15 protein-coding genes and 1 pseudogene are annotated in these 14,902 nt (G+C 35.2%); 5 read left to right on the forward strand and 11 right to left on the reverse strand.

From position 1 onward, the window contains the following. Window positions 1-91 precede the first annotated feature (91 nt). The 7 genes and pseudogenes from GOQ16_RS18045 to panB all read right to left on the reverse strand — a co-directional run bounded on the left by GOQ16_RS18045 (window position 92) and on the right by panB (window position 5,955). Window positions 92-1,081: an alpha-galactosidase gene (locus tag GOQ16_RS18045; protein WP_204987474.1), complete on the reverse strand. Its 990-nt coding sequence runs from the start codon at window positions 1,079-1,081 to the stop codon at window positions 92-94. A 19-nt stretch (window positions 1,082-1,100) separates the two neighbouring features. Further along, window positions 1,101-1,214 (reverse strand): alpha-galactosidase, encoded by a 114-nt coding sequence (locus GOQ16_RS18050; protein ID WP_204987475.1) that lies wholly within the window; start codon window positions 1,212-1,214, stop codon window positions 1,101-1,103. Then, window positions 1,208-2,284 (reverse strand): annotated as a pseudogene (locus GOQ16_RS18100) (glycoside hydrolase family 36 N-terminal domain-containing protein). The gene GOQ16_RS18050 and the pseudogene GOQ16_RS18100 overlap by 7 nt, the downstream one beginning before the upstream one ends. A 276-nt stretch (window positions 2,285-2,560) precedes the next feature. Further along, on the reverse strand, window positions 2,561-3,358 hold the full coding sequence (locus GOQ16_RS12070; protein WP_160069514.1) for a murein L,D-transpeptidase catalytic domain family protein: 798 nt from the start codon (window positions 3,356-3,358) through the stop codon (window positions 2,561-2,563). An 87-nt stretch (window positions 3,359-3,445) separates the two neighbouring features. Next, window positions 3,446-4,477, reverse strand: a complete 1,032-nt coding sequence (locus tag GOQ16_RS12075) for a L,D-transpeptidase (RefSeq protein ID WP_160069515.1) — start codon at window positions 4,475-4,477, stop codon at window positions 3,446-3,448. Between the two features lie 50 nt (window positions 4,478-4,527). Then, window positions 4,528-5,130, reverse strand: a complete 603-nt coding sequence (locus tag GOQ16_RS12080; RefSeq protein WP_160069516.1) for a hypothetical protein — start codon at window positions 5,128-5,130, stop codon at window positions 4,528-4,530. A gap of 9 nt (window positions 5,131-5,139) precedes the next feature. Further along, complete coding sequence (gene panB / locus GOQ16_RS12085) at window positions 5,140-5,955, reverse strand: 3-methyl-2-oxobutanoate hydroxymethyltransferase (protein WP_160069517.1); 816 nt, start codon at window positions 5,953-5,955, stop codon at window positions 5,140-5,142. A 111-nt stretch (window positions 5,956-6,066) separates the two neighbouring features. Here panB and GOQ16_RS12090 point away from each other — a divergent pair, with 111 nt between their 5' ends. The 4 genes from GOQ16_RS12090 (at window position 6,067) to GOQ16_RS12105 (ending at window position 8,996) form a co-directional block, all read left to right on the forward strand. Next, a complete protein-coding gene (locus tag GOQ16_RS12090; protein WP_160069518.1) occupies window positions 6,067-6,810 on the forward strand; it encodes an RluA family pseudouridine synthase in 744 nt (247 codons plus the stop codon). A 16-nt stretch (window positions 6,811-6,826) separates the two neighbouring features. Then, window positions 6,827-7,432 (forward strand): TlpA family protein disulfide reductase, encoded by a 606-nt coding sequence (locus GOQ16_RS12095; protein ID WP_160069519.1) that lies wholly within the window; start codon window positions 6,827-6,829, stop codon window positions 7,430-7,432. Window positions 7,433-7,438: 6 nt separating this feature from the next. Then, entirely contained in the window at window positions 7,439-8,272 is an 834-nt protein-coding gene (pyrF, locus tag GOQ16_RS12100) for an orotidine-5'-phosphate decarboxylase (protein ID WP_160069520.1), read from the forward strand. Between the two features lie 433 nt (window positions 8,273-8,705). Next, window positions 8,706-8,996 (forward strand): hypothetical protein, encoded by a 291-nt coding sequence (locus tag GOQ16_RS12105; RefSeq protein ID WP_160069521.1) that lies wholly within the window; start codon window positions 8,706-8,708, stop codon window positions 8,994-8,996. 151 nt (window positions 8,997-9,147) lie between these two features. On the opposite strand, the gene GOQ16_RS12110 is transcribed toward GOQ16_RS12105, so the two are convergent. The 4 genes from GOQ16_RS12110 to GOQ16_RS12125 are packed head-to-tail and all read right to left on the reverse strand — an operon-like array spanning window position 9,148 to window position 12,624. After that, on the reverse strand, window positions 9,148-9,957 hold the full coding sequence (locus tag GOQ16_RS12110; protein ID WP_160069522.1) for a phosphate ABC transporter ATP-binding protein: 810 nt from the start codon (window positions 9,955-9,957) through the stop codon (window positions 9,148-9,150). After that, a complete protein-coding gene (locus GOQ16_RS12115) occupies window positions 9,912-10,766 on the reverse strand; it encodes a PstA family ABC transporter permease (RefSeq protein WP_160069523.1) in 855 nt (284 codons plus the stop codon). Before GOQ16_RS12115 ends, GOQ16_RS12110 begins: the two co-directional genes overlap by 46 nt. Then, the gene (gene pstC, locus GOQ16_RS12120; protein WP_192922528.1) at window positions 10,766-11,653 is read right to left on the reverse strand and encodes a phosphate ABC transporter permease subunit PstC; all 888 of its coding nucleotides are present in this window, start codon (window positions 11,651-11,653) and stop codon (window positions 10,766-10,768) included. Before pstC ends, GOQ16_RS12115 begins: the two co-directional genes overlap by 1 nt. Then, window positions 11,653-12,624, reverse strand: a complete 972-nt coding sequence (locus GOQ16_RS12125; RefSeq protein WP_160069524.1) for a PstS family phosphate ABC transporter substrate-binding protein — start codon at window positions 12,622-12,624, stop codon at window positions 11,653-11,655. The genes pstC and GOQ16_RS12125 overlap by 1 nt, the downstream gene beginning before the upstream one ends. A gap of 164 nt (window positions 12,625-12,788) precedes the next feature. On the opposite strand from GOQ16_RS12125, the gene GOQ16_RS12130 reads away from it, so the two are divergent. Next, window positions 12,789-14,894, forward strand: coding sequence for a ferredoxin-like domain-containing protein (locus tag GOQ16_RS12130; protein ID WP_160069525.1), 2,106 nt, complete (start codon window positions 12,789-12,791; stop codon window positions 14,892-14,894). Window positions 14,895-14,902 lie beyond the last annotated feature (8 nt).

Below are 14,902 nucleotides of genomic sequence, written 5' to 3' on the forward strand. Positions count from 1 at the left end.
AATAAGTAAGAAAATAGCCATAAAACGAATTAGAATTAACAAATAAAATTAAATATCCGTTTTACCGGACAACAATGTTTTTTTTGTATTCTTAAATACTCGTAATTTCCAATATCGAACTTTTTATACTACCTCTCAAGTACCAATCTAATCCGACTTTCATAAGATAATCCCCAGAGAAAGTCTGTTCATTTCTATTGAATTGAGGTTTTTGATTTGGCATCAAATTGATTTCTTTAATGGTGTGTTTTTTATTCGGATCCAAACCTTTCAAGACTAGTTTGCTAAACACATCACCAGAAAGTATATTCAGGTTGTAATTGAACAATACAGCTTTAGATTTATCCTCAGAAATAGTCATCCATGCTGCAGTATTGTTGTTGTAAGGAGATAATAAACGATAAATTTCACCCTGACCAATCACTTTTTGTAGTCTATTGAAATTCTTTACTGCTTCTTGGCAATAAGTTAATTTGTCTCCGCTAAATTTCTCTAATTCGATATCAAAACCTAATTTCCCGCTCATTGCTACGTCTGTACGGAATTTGATGGGCTGTTTACCCCAAGATGTTACGTGTGCACACTGTGCTGCGAAAGGGAAAAAGTACGAGTACGAATATTGCAAGTACACACGCTGCAATCCATCAGTATTATCACTTGGCCAAAATTCTTGAAAGTACTTCAAACCACCGTATTCTGCTCTACCGCCACCACCGCTACACCACATCATTTCTAATTCTGGATATTTGCTTCTGAAGCGCTCAAGAACACTGTATAAACCATTCACATAGTCTACAACAAGATTATTCTGATTATCCTTCAGGTAAGGTGAGTGTTGGTTAGTCATGTAGCGATTACAATCCCACTTGATGTACGCGATGTCCTTGCCATCTTGCATGATTTTATCCAATACATTATATACGTAATCCTGGACTTTTGGATTGGTCATATCCAATACCAATTGTTGTCTACGCTCATGGATATCACGATTTGGAAGTTTCCATACCCAGTCAGGGTGCTTTTCGTACAACTCACTTTTTGCACTAATCATTTCTGGTTCTACCCAGATACCAAATTTCACAACTTATCATGCGCTAATTTTACGAGATGCCCAATTCCATTGTCAATTTTTCCTTGTTTGGTTCCCAGTCACCTAAACTTGTATGGTCATTATTACGAGGATATTTGTTACCAAACCATCCATCGTCTAGCAAGAATAAATCAATTCCAAGTTTTTAGCATCGCCAAACATATGATCTAGTTTTTTCTCATCAAAGTCAAAATAGGTGGCTTCCCAGTTATTTAACAATGTTGTTCTCTTTTCACGACCTTTTCTAGATACCGTAGTCCAAAGCCCATTTGTGTAAATTACGACTTGCTTGACCTTTACCTTTCGTCGTAAAGGTATAGATGAATGATGGGGTCTTAAATTCTTTGCCTGCAGCCAAATTATATGCAGAAGAATAGTTGTTGATACCAGGAAGGCTTTGAAGTAAATAACTAAATCTTCACTGTATTTTACCTTTTCGAAAGTCAATTTGAAATTTCCTGACCAAGCGAGAGTACCTGCAATCACAGTTCCTTCATCTTCTGTTGCGGGTTTGTCAACAGATAATAAGAATGATGGTAAATCAAAGTTTGTAGCTCTTGTCCCTAATTTTGATTCTATTCGGTGAATTCCTTGCGGAAGTAAAACCTCTTCGTTGCGCATTTCATTGATCCAATCGCCGTAAAAGTGTTGCAAATAATACTTTTCTACATTCAATTGCAATGCGGCTGAAGCGTAATTTTCCAATACCACAGGTTTCTTTTCTTTATTAAGTTACGTGGACCAGGATTCTATCACATTTTCTTTTTGGAATGCCTTGAAAAATAATTTTACTTGGATAGAGTATTTTGGATCTATCAATTCAATTGTTGTCGTTGTCACATTCCCATCAGCTGCTTTTTGATGTGAAACATACTCCAAATCTAAGGAAGTATTACCATCTGCTTGTTTTATCTGTAAAGCTGGCTCTCGAACAATGTACATTCCTCCTGTTATCCATGTGTCAATTTCCGCATTTAGCAATTGCTGATAATCTCCTTTATTAGATAAGGCTTCACCCAAATATATTTGATGTAAAGTTTTGGCTGAACTTACACGAAATACTAGCGCAGAGTTTTGCGTTTCAATCACAATATCTTGGCCTTTTGAATGGAAAGATATTGTAAAAATCAGAAGAAGACTAAATCCAAATTTTGAAACAAAAGCATTCAGATTGGTTGATTTTTGTTTACTCATAATGTTGTTATGTTGATTATAAAAATGGCTCTCTAAAAAAAGTAATAATTTTATCTTATAGATTAAATAAATAAAAGCGTAATGCTATTGTTACTATAATTGCAATATAATATAAACACTTTTTTATCATAAAATTAATTTTAGCGATGTTATGCAAAATTATTTTATAACTCGTTGTACTGATAAAAATAGATGGTAGCACAAAAAAAATAGCGCCAACATTTACCTAAATGTTGGCGCTATTAAAACAATTATAAATTTTATGAGATTGGATATTTAATAAGTAGAATAAGCACTATCAATGTCATTGACAACATCTCTTTGAGCCAATAGCGTATTCGTTGATTTCTTTAATATTTTTGAGCTGGCTAAATATGATGGATCTTCAGCATAAATAAACACCATAGTTCCGTTCTTTATAGTATTAATGATAGGTTTATTCAGCTCTCTTGGCAGAGCAGGACAACCGTAGCTTCTCCCTAATCTACCTGTGGCATTGATTACAGATTGACTGCAATAATCCGCACCATGTATGACTACTGCTCTTGGTTTAGCTTGATCATTAATTCCTTTTTCCAAACCGTGTAACACCAATGAATAACCATTTCCACCCATATAGGTATTTTCTGTCGTATAGAACCCTAAAGAACTTTGAAACGAACCGTGTCTATTTGAAAACGAAGTAGCATATTTTTCGCCACTATTTCGGCCGTGAGATACAATTGTATTATACAATACTTTCTTATTTTTCATGTCGATGACATGCATGCGTTTTTCTGTAGATGGTAGTGTAAAGTCTATAACCGTGATAATATCCTTGTTTTTAAATTCCAAATTTTCGTAACCTATCATCGCTTTATCGAAGGCTTCGAATTTTAATTTACCATCTAAACCAATTTCCTCATATAAGATCTCAGATGCAGATCTCGTATCTACATAAGCGGAATCTTTTTTAATATTATGTGGAATATTCGCCGTTTCTTGCGGTTGAAGGTAGGTTGCTGCGGTTTGACTGATTATAGTGACAAGTCCTATACAGGTTGTTACTAAAGTAATAATTTTTGTTTTTCTCATAAGCGCACTTTATCCTTTCGTGATGTACAAAGTTCGTTATCAATTATTTATAAAAACGTTAAGAAATGTTAAATCCTTAACTTATGGTTAATCTATGACAATTACTAATGAAGAAAAAGGTTTCACCCAGTCATAAATAAACTTTGAATGTGAGGAAGCATTGCGCACACACATATGTGAACGCGGCACTGTACCTAGACTCCAACTAGTCTCAATTATCTGTCCTTTGGGATTATTAACAGGCACACCATGTATATATGCTCCATTTGTAAAACGTGATGCCCAAGGCGCAAATCCTTCAATACTTGTCGTACCATCCTTGTAATAAAACATCTTCGCTTTTTGTTCTTGTACCAAAAACATTCCTACAGGAGTTTCCATTGCATATGGAGGGTTATGTTTACCTGTGGTTGCTTTATTCATGCTACGGATGTACCACGTGTCATCAATATGATCCAACGCACAGATATTTTGATTGGTCACATCAACTACCACTATATGCTTGAATGATAATGTGTCTCCTAAAGCCTTTACATATCGATTTGGAATATCCCATTCACCTTCAAAATTACTTAAACCTTTGACACGAACCATCTTGAGCGTATCGCTAGATAAAATTTTAACTAATGAGCCATCGCGACCATATATGGAGGGAAGTTTAGTCTCGCCAACTTGGTATAAAGGAGCAGACTGATAACGTTCTGTGCCCAATGTGTCTGACACCCTTTTGTACGCATTTCGTTTGAAATTCGCTACTGTTGGTGCTTCTCCATGTTTGTTCTTATAATTTGAAACCAATCCATATTGATTGTGCTCACGCTGAAAATTCTCGATATAAGCTAGTTTTTCTTTGATCTTTTCCCATTGAAAAACGCGGAACGTGTCATTGTATTCATATTGGTCCTCAAGGGTGTATTTGTCGTATTTCAGCTCTTTTTTGAGTTTTATATCCGCAGCAGTTCTTGGACGTTTTTTTTCGGCTTCATCCTGCTCTTTGCGTACATTTTCAATACTGTCTTGTTTAGCTTTTTCAATCTCTTCGGGTGTTTTCTCTTTTTTCGAAGAATTACAAGAGATGATAAATTGTGTGATAAGTGCAAATAGTAGTATGTAGCGCATATAGCGTATAATTGATTTTAATGTAAGTGATTAAATCAAATATATTAAAATTAAATTATTGGGAATAATTTTGTTTCAATCTCTCGATCAAATAATTGCAACTTGTCGAAGAAAGGCTTTGTTTGCGGATTTTGTGCGATTACATAAGGAATAAAGTAGTTTTCCGCTTGCGTATGCAATATGTAATAGCCAAATAATACACCATTGTTCTTTTGCACAGATTTTACTTCCGAAACTCTTTTTACGTCGTTTAATAAATTGAAAGACTGAACTTTGTTGTTGTTGTCTTCAACTTGAATTTCATGAGTTAGGCTGTTGTAAATCATGCGTTGATTTTTACTTGCTTTCAGATGATTGTTCAAAATGAAAAATTGACCAATCAAATAAAGACTTACAGGGAGCATTATTAAGGCAATTTTGAATTTACTAGCCAATATAATGGTAATTAATAATAGTAAAATACCAACGCCAACTGTAATAAGTGTTTTCTTTACAGCAGATTTGTAGATGGATAAAGGGGCACTTATTTCAATAATTTCGGAAGGAGAGGACAATCGTTGAGTCGTACTCCATGATCCAAAAAGATTTAGCTTACGCACAATTGAAAAGATGAGCATAGCAATAAGGGCAACTATAATGATGATTTTTATCATCCAGTGTTTTTAATATTGTTCTTTTTCGTTTGGATAATCCTTTGATTTAACATCCGCTACGTATTGCGCTGTAGCATTGGTTATAGTGTCAAATAGATTCGCGTATTGACGCAAAAATTTTGGTTTAAAATCTTTTGTCATACCTAACATATCATTGACTACTAATACCTGCCCGTCACAACCATTCCCTGCACCGATTCCTACTGTTGGGATTTGCAAGGACTTCGAAACTTCTTCTGCTAATTTAGCTGGAATTTTTTCCAATACAATAGCAAAACATCCAGCTTCTTGCAAGGCTAGAGCATCGGTTTTTAAACGTTCGGCTTCAGCTTCTTCTTTTGCGCGCACACCAAAATCTCCAAACTTATAGATTGATTGAGGAGTCAAACCCAAATGTCCACATACTGGAATGCCTGCATTCACAATCTTTTTGATATTATCAATAATCTCTTCGCCACCTTCCAATTTCAGTGCATGCGCTCCTGATTCCTTCATCATTCGCACAGCAGCTTCGTAAGCTTTTTCGGTAGATCCTTGGTATTCTCCAAAAGGTAAATCAGCCAGTACCATCGCTCTTTTTGCACCACGCGCTACAGCAGCGGCATGATAGATCATGTGGTCTAATGTGATGGGAAGTGTCGTTTCATAGCCAGCAAACACATTCGCCGCCGAATCACCTACCAAAATAACGTCAACTCCTGCTTCATCCAATGCTCGCGCCATAGAATAATCATAGCTTGTAAGCATACTGATTTTTTCGCCTCTGGATTTCATATCGCGTAATGCAGAGGTAGTGATACGTTTTATGGGTTTGTGTACAGACATGTTCTCTCTTAGTTTAGTTGCAAAATTATAAATAAAAATAGCTATCCCTTCATAATATTGTAAAAACCTCAAATATCCAAAATACTCGTATTGTTTTGTTATTTTTGCAATATGACGCAAAACGAAAACCGTTTATTTAAATTTCCGAAGTTCGCAGAACTTATTATTCACGAGGATGACAATCTAATTGTAATTAATAAACCTCCATTTATTGCATCATTGGATCAACGCGAGGGTGGTGAAATCAATATTTTGCGCTTAGCAAAAAAGTACCATGCAGACGCACAAGTTTGTCACCGACTAGATAAAGATACTTCGGGCGTGTTATTGATTGCCAAAAATCCTGAAACCTACCGTTTGGTTTCTATTGAATTTGAAAAACGTCGTGTCAATAAAATATATCATGCTATTATCCAAGGTACGCATGTCTTCAATGATTTAAAAGTTGATTTACCTATTTTGAATCAAGGAAATAAAAATGTTTCTATAGATAGAGCAAATGGTAAACCAGCGGAGACGATCTTTAATAGCTTGACTTATTTTAAACATTTTACCTTAGTGGAATGTAGACCAATCACGGGACGTATGCACCAGATACGTATTCACTTAGCGACGCAGCATGCTGCCATTGTAGGGGATGCGATGTACCGTGGCAAGCCAGTTTATCTTTCTCAAATCAAAAAACGTGGTTTCACAATGGGAAAAGAACAAGAAGAATTACCAATTATGAAACGTTTTGCTTTACATTCCAAAAAAGTTGATTTTACTATCGATGGCAAGCACTATGCATTCGAAGCTGAGTATCCAAAAGATTTTGCTACTTTACTTAAACAATTGGAGAAATTTGATTCTTAAGTTTTAGATTTAAACTATGGAAAATAAACGTAGTAAAAGACGGATTTGGAATTATGTGATATGGGCTATTTTATTTGGTCTTATATTATTGCCAAGTAGTCGCATTTTTATTCAGCAACAGTTAATGAAATTAGGTTTTTTTAAGCCTAAATTGGAAAATGTGGATAAACCTGCTTCAGAACAGAATTCAAGTCAACCGACTTCTGAATCATTAGGAAGGGTATCATTTAAGGATGAATCAGGTAAATTATATAATGTTGATGAGCTAAAAGGTAAAGTATTATTTATCAATTTTTGGGCGACTTGGTGTCCGCCTTGTAAAGCTGAAATGCCTTCCATTGAAACATTATACAATAAATTCAAAGGAAACGATAAGGTTCAATTTTTGCTTGTAGAAATTGAAAATGATATAGAAGGGGCAAACAAATTTTTGCAGCAACAGAATCTTAATCTACCTATCGTTTATCCAAATAGTAGTATACCTAATGAGTGGCTTTCGGGAGCTATTCCTACAACCATAATTTTAGATAAAAATGGTGAATTAGCTGGAAGAGAGCAAGGTATGCGTGATTACAGTGCAAAATCAATTGAAGATTTTATTCAAAATCTAATAAATCAATAAAATTTTATGACAAGACAAGAACTTATCGAGCAGATCAAGGAGAAACGTTCATTCCTTTGTGTAGGTCTTGATACAGATATAACAAAAATTCCAGAACATCTTTTGGGGGAAGAAGATCCTATATTTACGTTTAATAAAGCAATTATTGAAGCAACGGAAGACTTGTGTGTGGCTTATAAACCGAATATTGCTTTCTACGAGAGCTATGGCGTACAAGGATGGCATTCTTTACAAAAGACATGGCAAATTCTTCCCAAGAATTGTTTTAGTATAGCTGATGCAAAACGTGGTGATATTGGAAATACTTCAAAAATGTACGCGCAAGCATTTTTCGATCAAGCGCAATCTGGAATGTCCTTCGATTCGATCACTATAGCACCTTATATGGGGAAGGATTCGGTTACACCGTTTTTGGATTTCGACGAAAAATGGGCTATTGTGTTGGCTTTGACCTCAAACGAAGGTTCTAAAGATTTTCAAAATTTCATCAATTCAAATGAAAAGCAGCTTTTTCAAGAAGTGATTGATAAAGTAAACTGTTGGGGTAGTATAGAAAATCTTATGTACGTGGTAGGAGCTACCCGAGGTGAAGCTTTCTTAGAGATTCGTAAACATGCGCCTGATCATTTTTTATTAGTGCCTGGTGTAGGTGCACAAGGAGGTTCCTTGCACGAAGTGTGTAAGTATGGAATGAATAAGGACTGCGGCTTATTAGTAAACAGTACACGCGGAATTATTTATGCATCCTCAGGAAAGGATTATGCTGAAAAGGCACGCGAAGAGGCTATTAAATTACAACAAGAAATGGAAAAGGAATTAATTATTGCTGGTGTCATTTAATCAAAAACATAATAAAAAATTTAGTAAGCCAACATATAAAATGTTGGCTTACTTGTAGATAAGATATTTTTTTATATTTTCTTGTTACAATTGACTTTAATTATGTGATGATAATCACATTTTTTTATAAAAACTTGTTTCTTATTGATTAATATGTTTGTGACCGCTAAAGCTCATAAATCTAATACTTGTGAAAATTATATAATTTAATGTGAATAAGCTTTTCTTTCTTGTAAAGTATTGTTTTTTAGGAAAATAAATAAACTCTAATCGTTGTAAAAGAATCACTCCAATTAGTTATCAAAATGTTTATATAGGCTTTTGAAATGTATTTATGTTGTTTATTTGTGTTGTAATTATTACCTAATGTTCTTAGCAAAAGACATTGTTGTGGTAGTAATTTAATTATTAACGCAACTTTAAACTTACGCTTATGGAAGCTTACAGAATCAGGGTAATTGAATCATTGCAATTATTAGGCGAAATTAGGAATCAATTGTTTACACAGATTGTAAATATTGCCTCAGATGGAGAGTTAAAAGAAATTTTGGATGTATTTGAGGAAGGTGATTATTACGATTTTGAAATGGATCAATTTGAAAATTCTTCAGATGTTAATATTTTAAAATTAATGCAGCTTTGTAAGAATATTGAAATGGCCTTCGATAGTATTCAAAATGTAAATGCTGTTGGAGACGAAGAAATTTTCCTGTCTGCATCCTAATTATATTCGAAATTTTTATCTATCAAAATAGATTATGGTTTTTGATAGATATATCCAACACTTTTTGAGATATTAGTTGTATTATCTCTAATGATTAGTTATAATACATTTAAAATGAAGATGCCAATCTTAATTTGATTGGCACCTTTTATTAACTTATATATCCTTTTACGTATTGCTGAGTTATTGGATTTTGAGGATTCATCAATACATCTTCGGTCTTTCCAAATTCTACTACCTCACCGTTATAAACGAATATTATATAGTCTGAGACACGACGTGCTTGACGAAGGATATGTGTTACTAGTACGATTGTATAATCTTTCTTTAAATCGATTAATAGGTTTTCAATAGTTTGTGTGGATATAGGGTCCAATGCTGAAGTACTCTCATCACCAAGTATTATTTCGGGCTGAACAGCCAATCCACGTGCTAAACACAATCTTTGTTGCTGACCAATGGATAATCCTGTTGCCGAACTATCAAGACGATCTTTTACTTCATCCCAAAGTCCCACATTTCGGAGTTGAGTCTCTACAATTTGCTCCAAAACCTTTTTGTTTTTCTCGCCATGAATTTTAGGACCATAAGCTACATTCTCAAAAATAGACATGGGTAGAGGGAATGGTCTTTGCGAAAGCAATCCCATTTTCTTACGTATATGTGTGACTTCAGCATCTTTCGCGTAAATATCTTCACCATTTACCAAAACCGAACCTGTAACATTCACTTCTTTGGAATCATCCATCAGACGATTTAATGTTTTCAGTAATGTAGTTTTACCACAACCTGATGGACCAATAATAGAAGTAATTGAATTATTGGGAAAATCAAGATTGATATTCTTTAATATATGTGCTCCTTCGATATGTACATTCAAATCCTTGATTTGAATATGTGGTGTATTGGGAAGGACTATATTTTGTGTTTCTTTTGTTTCGATGCTAGAATGTGCGTGCATATGACAATAATAAGAATGATCAATGTAAGTACTAAAGCAGAAGCGTAGGCTCTACCTTGTACTTCTGGAATAGGACTACTTAATTGAAAAAATATGGCTAATGGTAAAGTTGCTGCTGGTTCATCAATGTATTTTGGTAGATTATCCGAAAAACCTGTTGTTAATAGTACGCCTGCAACATCGCCTATAGCACGGCCGAATGCCAATAATATAGCCGTAAAAATTCCTGGTTTGATATATTTGAGTAATACTTTAGCAGTTTCCCAAGTGGTAGCACCCAAAGATTTTGTTACATTTTTTAAATCAATAGGAATAGTTTTCAATAATTCATCTAGTGTCCGTACAACGATAGGAATTGTTAATAATGTAATGGTGATTACGCCACCCAACAAAGAGGCACGTATACCAAGCCAAACCATAATACTAAAAGCTATAGCTCCGTAAACAATAGATGGTATACCAAATAATACATCGAATAATAATTTGGAAGACTTTTCAAGAAATGAACCTTTCTTAACGTACATATTTAGGTACAAAGCGATTGGGATACCTACTATTGTTGCTAAAACTGTAGAAAGACCTGCAAGATATAAAGATCCCAAAATAGCATTAAAAATTCCACCACCTTTTCCAATGTAAAATCCACCTTGAGGAGATTGAGAAATCATTTCCCAACTGATGTAGGGCAATCCTTTGTACAGGATAATTCCAATGATTAGAAATAAAGAACCTGTAATACTGATGCCCGAAATTTGCATCAATATCTTAGCGATTTTTTCGCTTCTTAATCTTCTGTTAATATTTGACATTAAGCGTGTTCCTCCAATCTATTTAAAATAATTCTTGAAATGAGGTTAAACCCAAAAATAATTACAAATAGGAGCAATGCTGCAAACATTAACGCCGCGTCATACAATGGAATTGACATCATTTCACCAAAATTATTAGCAATCAAAGCGGGGATTGGATAACCTGCATCAAATAAGGATTGAGGTACTTTAGGTATATTACCACAAACCATCAATACGGCAACCGTTTCACCGAACGCACGTGAGACTGCTAACACGATAGAGGCTATAATTCCAGGTTTCGCCTTGCGCAATACAACTTTTTGGATAGTTTCCCATTTTGTTGCACCTAAGGATAGGGATGCTGCCTTTAGTTCATTAGGGATAGTTTTTAAAACTTCCACCATAATACTAATCATTATCGGAAATATCATTACAGACAGCACAATGCCTCCTGCAAGAACAGAATAACCAGTGGTACTTACATTGAATATCGGTGCAATCCATTCTGAAATTAATGGAACAACAAACAATACCCCCCATACACCGTAAAGTACTGGAGGAATTGCTGCCAATACATTCATTAATGGCAATACGGATTTGCGCAATCTATCAGAAGCATATTCGACCAAGTAGGTTGCAGCTAGTATACATAATGGAACTGATATGATTAATGATATGAAGGTAACCCACAATGTGCCCATGATAAAAGGAAGGAAACCGAAATTTCCTTTTTGCGGTGACCATACTTTTTCGGTTAAGATGGAGAATAAATTCACACTGTCAAGTAAAGGAGAAGCTTTCAGTGCTAAACCAATAATAATTAATACGACCACAGATAATGATATGATTAAAAGTGACCGCGACAGATTTTTGGCAATAGAATCTTTTAGTAATCTAAGTTTCATTATCTGTTTAATTTATCTAATTCGTGTGCGCGTTGTTGATCTGTGAGCGGCACATATCCATTTTCTAATAAATAGCCTTGTTGATTTTTATCCAAAATGAAACGAATGAATTCTTTTATTAGTTTACTATTATTATCATTCTTGATGACAAATAAAAGCTCGCGCGTAGGAGGAGAAGGGTATTTACCCAAAGCGACAGCTTCCGTCAGTTCATCGAGATCTGCATAGAAATTTTCTTCTGGATCAATTTTGCCATTCTTGTTTTGATCGATCGGGATCACTTCAATATTAGCCGTGGTTTTCTTGGTTTGAAGGTCATATATATAATTAATATTGTTAAAACCTATCGCATTTGGACTATCTTTAATTGCTTGTGCTACGCCCGGATCACCAAATATTCCAACACCTTTAAGATCTTCTTGGGTTTTATCGAAAAATTTAGCCCAAGTTTCTGCCGCTCCAGCCGCGTCAGAGCGTACATAAACTCCTAGAGGAGAATGTGAAAATCTATTATCGATAGCTTTCCAAGTTTTATATCTCGAATGTATAAAGATTTTCTCTAACTCTTCTTGTGTCAAACCTCTTCCTTTGATTAAGTTTGCGTTGGGATGGCTTGAGTTGAAAGTCCCCAATACAGCATCTTTAGCTACGAAAATTGGGTAAGCGCCTTTCTCGACTTCTTGTGGATGCAAATCACGAGACACTAGACCTATATCGGTCATATTCGTAAGTACATCGGCTATTCCTTTTCCTGCACCACCTGCAGAAATATTAAAACGTACGTTAGGATGTAATTTTTTGAAATCTTCCCCCCATAATACAACAATCGGGTATAATGCAAATGCCCCAGAAATGGAGATTGTCCCCACAAATCCAGTCTTTTCATCATAACCCTCTTTGACTTTAGGTGCGCATGCACTGCATATAATTGAAAGAATTAATACTTTAGTTAATGATTTTGTTAATTTCATTAATTATATTTACGAATATTATAAAATAAAATATTTCTACAAATATATACTAAATTGGTAGAATATATAGCTTTTATAGCTTTTATTTTTTACCTTTGTACCGTGTTATTTGAAAAAGTAACAGTAGAAGAGATTTAAACGAGGAATGCTACTTACTTTAAACCATGCAAAGTTTTAGAACAGAATTAGAAAACCCAGTTGTAGAGCAAGAGATTATAGAACTCGAGCGTAAGATTAGAGCTTATCAGGAAGGACAAATTCCAGATGAGAAGTTTCGTTCGTTACGATTGGCAAGAGGAGTGTATGGACAGCGCCAACCGGGGGTACAAATGGTGCGCATTAAATTACCTTTTGGTAAAGTTACTTTTAAGCAAATATTAAAAATTGCAGATATTTCGGATGAATATGCTTCCAAAAATTTGCACTTGACTACACGTCAAGATATACAAATACACTACGTTAGTTTAGATAAAACACCAGAATTGTGGGCTAAATTAGCAGAAGATGATATTACGCTGCGTGAGGCATGTGGTAATACTGTTCGTAATGTGACAGCATCGCCTACAGCAGGAATCGATCCATTAGAGCCATTTGATGTATCACCATATGCGCATAAAACTTTCGAATATTTCTTACGAAACCCGATTTGTGCCGAAATGGGACGTAAAATTAAGATTTCCTTTTCTAGTTCAGACCGAGATACAGCATTCTCTTATATACATGACTTTGGATTTATTCCGAAAGTGAAAATTGTAAATGGAGAAGAGGTAAGAGGTTTCAAAGTATTGCTTGGTGGTGGGTTAGGCTCACAGCCTTTATTGGCGCACGAAATCTTTGATTTCTTAGCAGAAGATCAAATTATTCCTTACATGGAAGCGACTTTACGTGTATTTGATCGTCATGGCGAACGCAATAACCGTAATAAAGCGCGTTTCAAATACCTAGTTCAAAAATTAGGTTTGGAAGAAGTATTGCGTTTGATTGAAGAAGAAAAAGTAGCTATCAAAAATAAATCTGTTGTTGTAAACAGAGAAGCTATACAGCAGCCTGCAGCGCCAACTTCGGTAGTGACACCTGTAGAACCAATTGATGCCGCAAAATATCAAGTATGGCGCGCCACTAATGTTTTTGAACAAAAACAAAAAGGTTTTTTTGGTGTGTATGTGAAAATTTTGACTGGTGATATTCCGACTTCAAAAGCGAGAGAATTAGTTGCTGGAATCCGCGATCACATTGCAGATGATATTCGTATTACACAAAATCAAAATTTACTTTTCAAATATGTACGTGAGGAGTCATTGCCACACTTGTTTAATTTGTTTACACAATTAGGCATAGCAAATGCTGGTTTTGATAGTACAGCAGACGTAACGACTTGTCCTGGTACGGATACCTGTAATTTGGGTATTTCAAATTCTACCGAAATGGCGCGCGTTATTGAGCAATATATCCATGAATTCCATGAGGAATTTGTGTACGAGCAAGATTTGAAAATCAAGATTTCGGGTTGTATGAACTCTTGCGGTCAACATGGTTTGGCACATATTGGTTTTCATGGTAGCTCCGTAAAAGCTGAAGGAAAAGTAGTTCCGGCAGCACAAGTTATGTTAGGTGGAGGTACAATTGGTGATGGTAAAGGTCGTGTCGCAGAGCGTGTTATCAAGGTTCCGACAAAGCGTGTGTTGCAAGTGGTTGACTTGGTTTTAGTTGATTACAAACAAAATAGATTAGGAGAAGAAAACTTTCATGCGTATTATGATCGTCAAGGAAAAGACTATTTCTATCGCTTGTTAAAACCACTTTCTGATTTGACTACATTGACGGCAGATGAGTTTGTTGATTGGGGTCATGAAGGTACATTCGCAACCGCTATTGGTGTAGGAGAATGTGCTGGTGTGGTTATCGACTTAGTGGCTACACTTTTATTAGAATCAGAAGAAAAAATTGAATGGGCGAACAAAGCTTTTGACAATAGTCAATATGCAGATGCAATTTACCATGCCTACAGTGCATTTGTGTGGACTGCAAAAGCTCTATTATTGGATAAAGGTGTAAATGCAAGTACGCAAACTGCAGTTATCAATGAGTTTGATGCACGCTATGTGCAAGAAGGACTTTTTTCTTTCCCTACATCATTCGCAGAGCGCGTCTTGCAAATAAATAAATATGAACCTTCTAAAGAGTTTGCTGAAGTATTCATCAAGCAAGCAACAGCTTTTTCTTATGAAGCTGCAGAACGTAGAGAGTCATTACGCGTAGTAAACAGTTAAGGAGAGGT

Source organism: Sphingobacterium bovisgrunnientis (genome assembly GCF_009829085.1).
GTDB lineage: Bacteria > Bacteroidota > Bacteroidia > Sphingobacteriales > Sphingobacteriaceae > Sphingobacterium > Sphingobacterium bovisgrunnientis.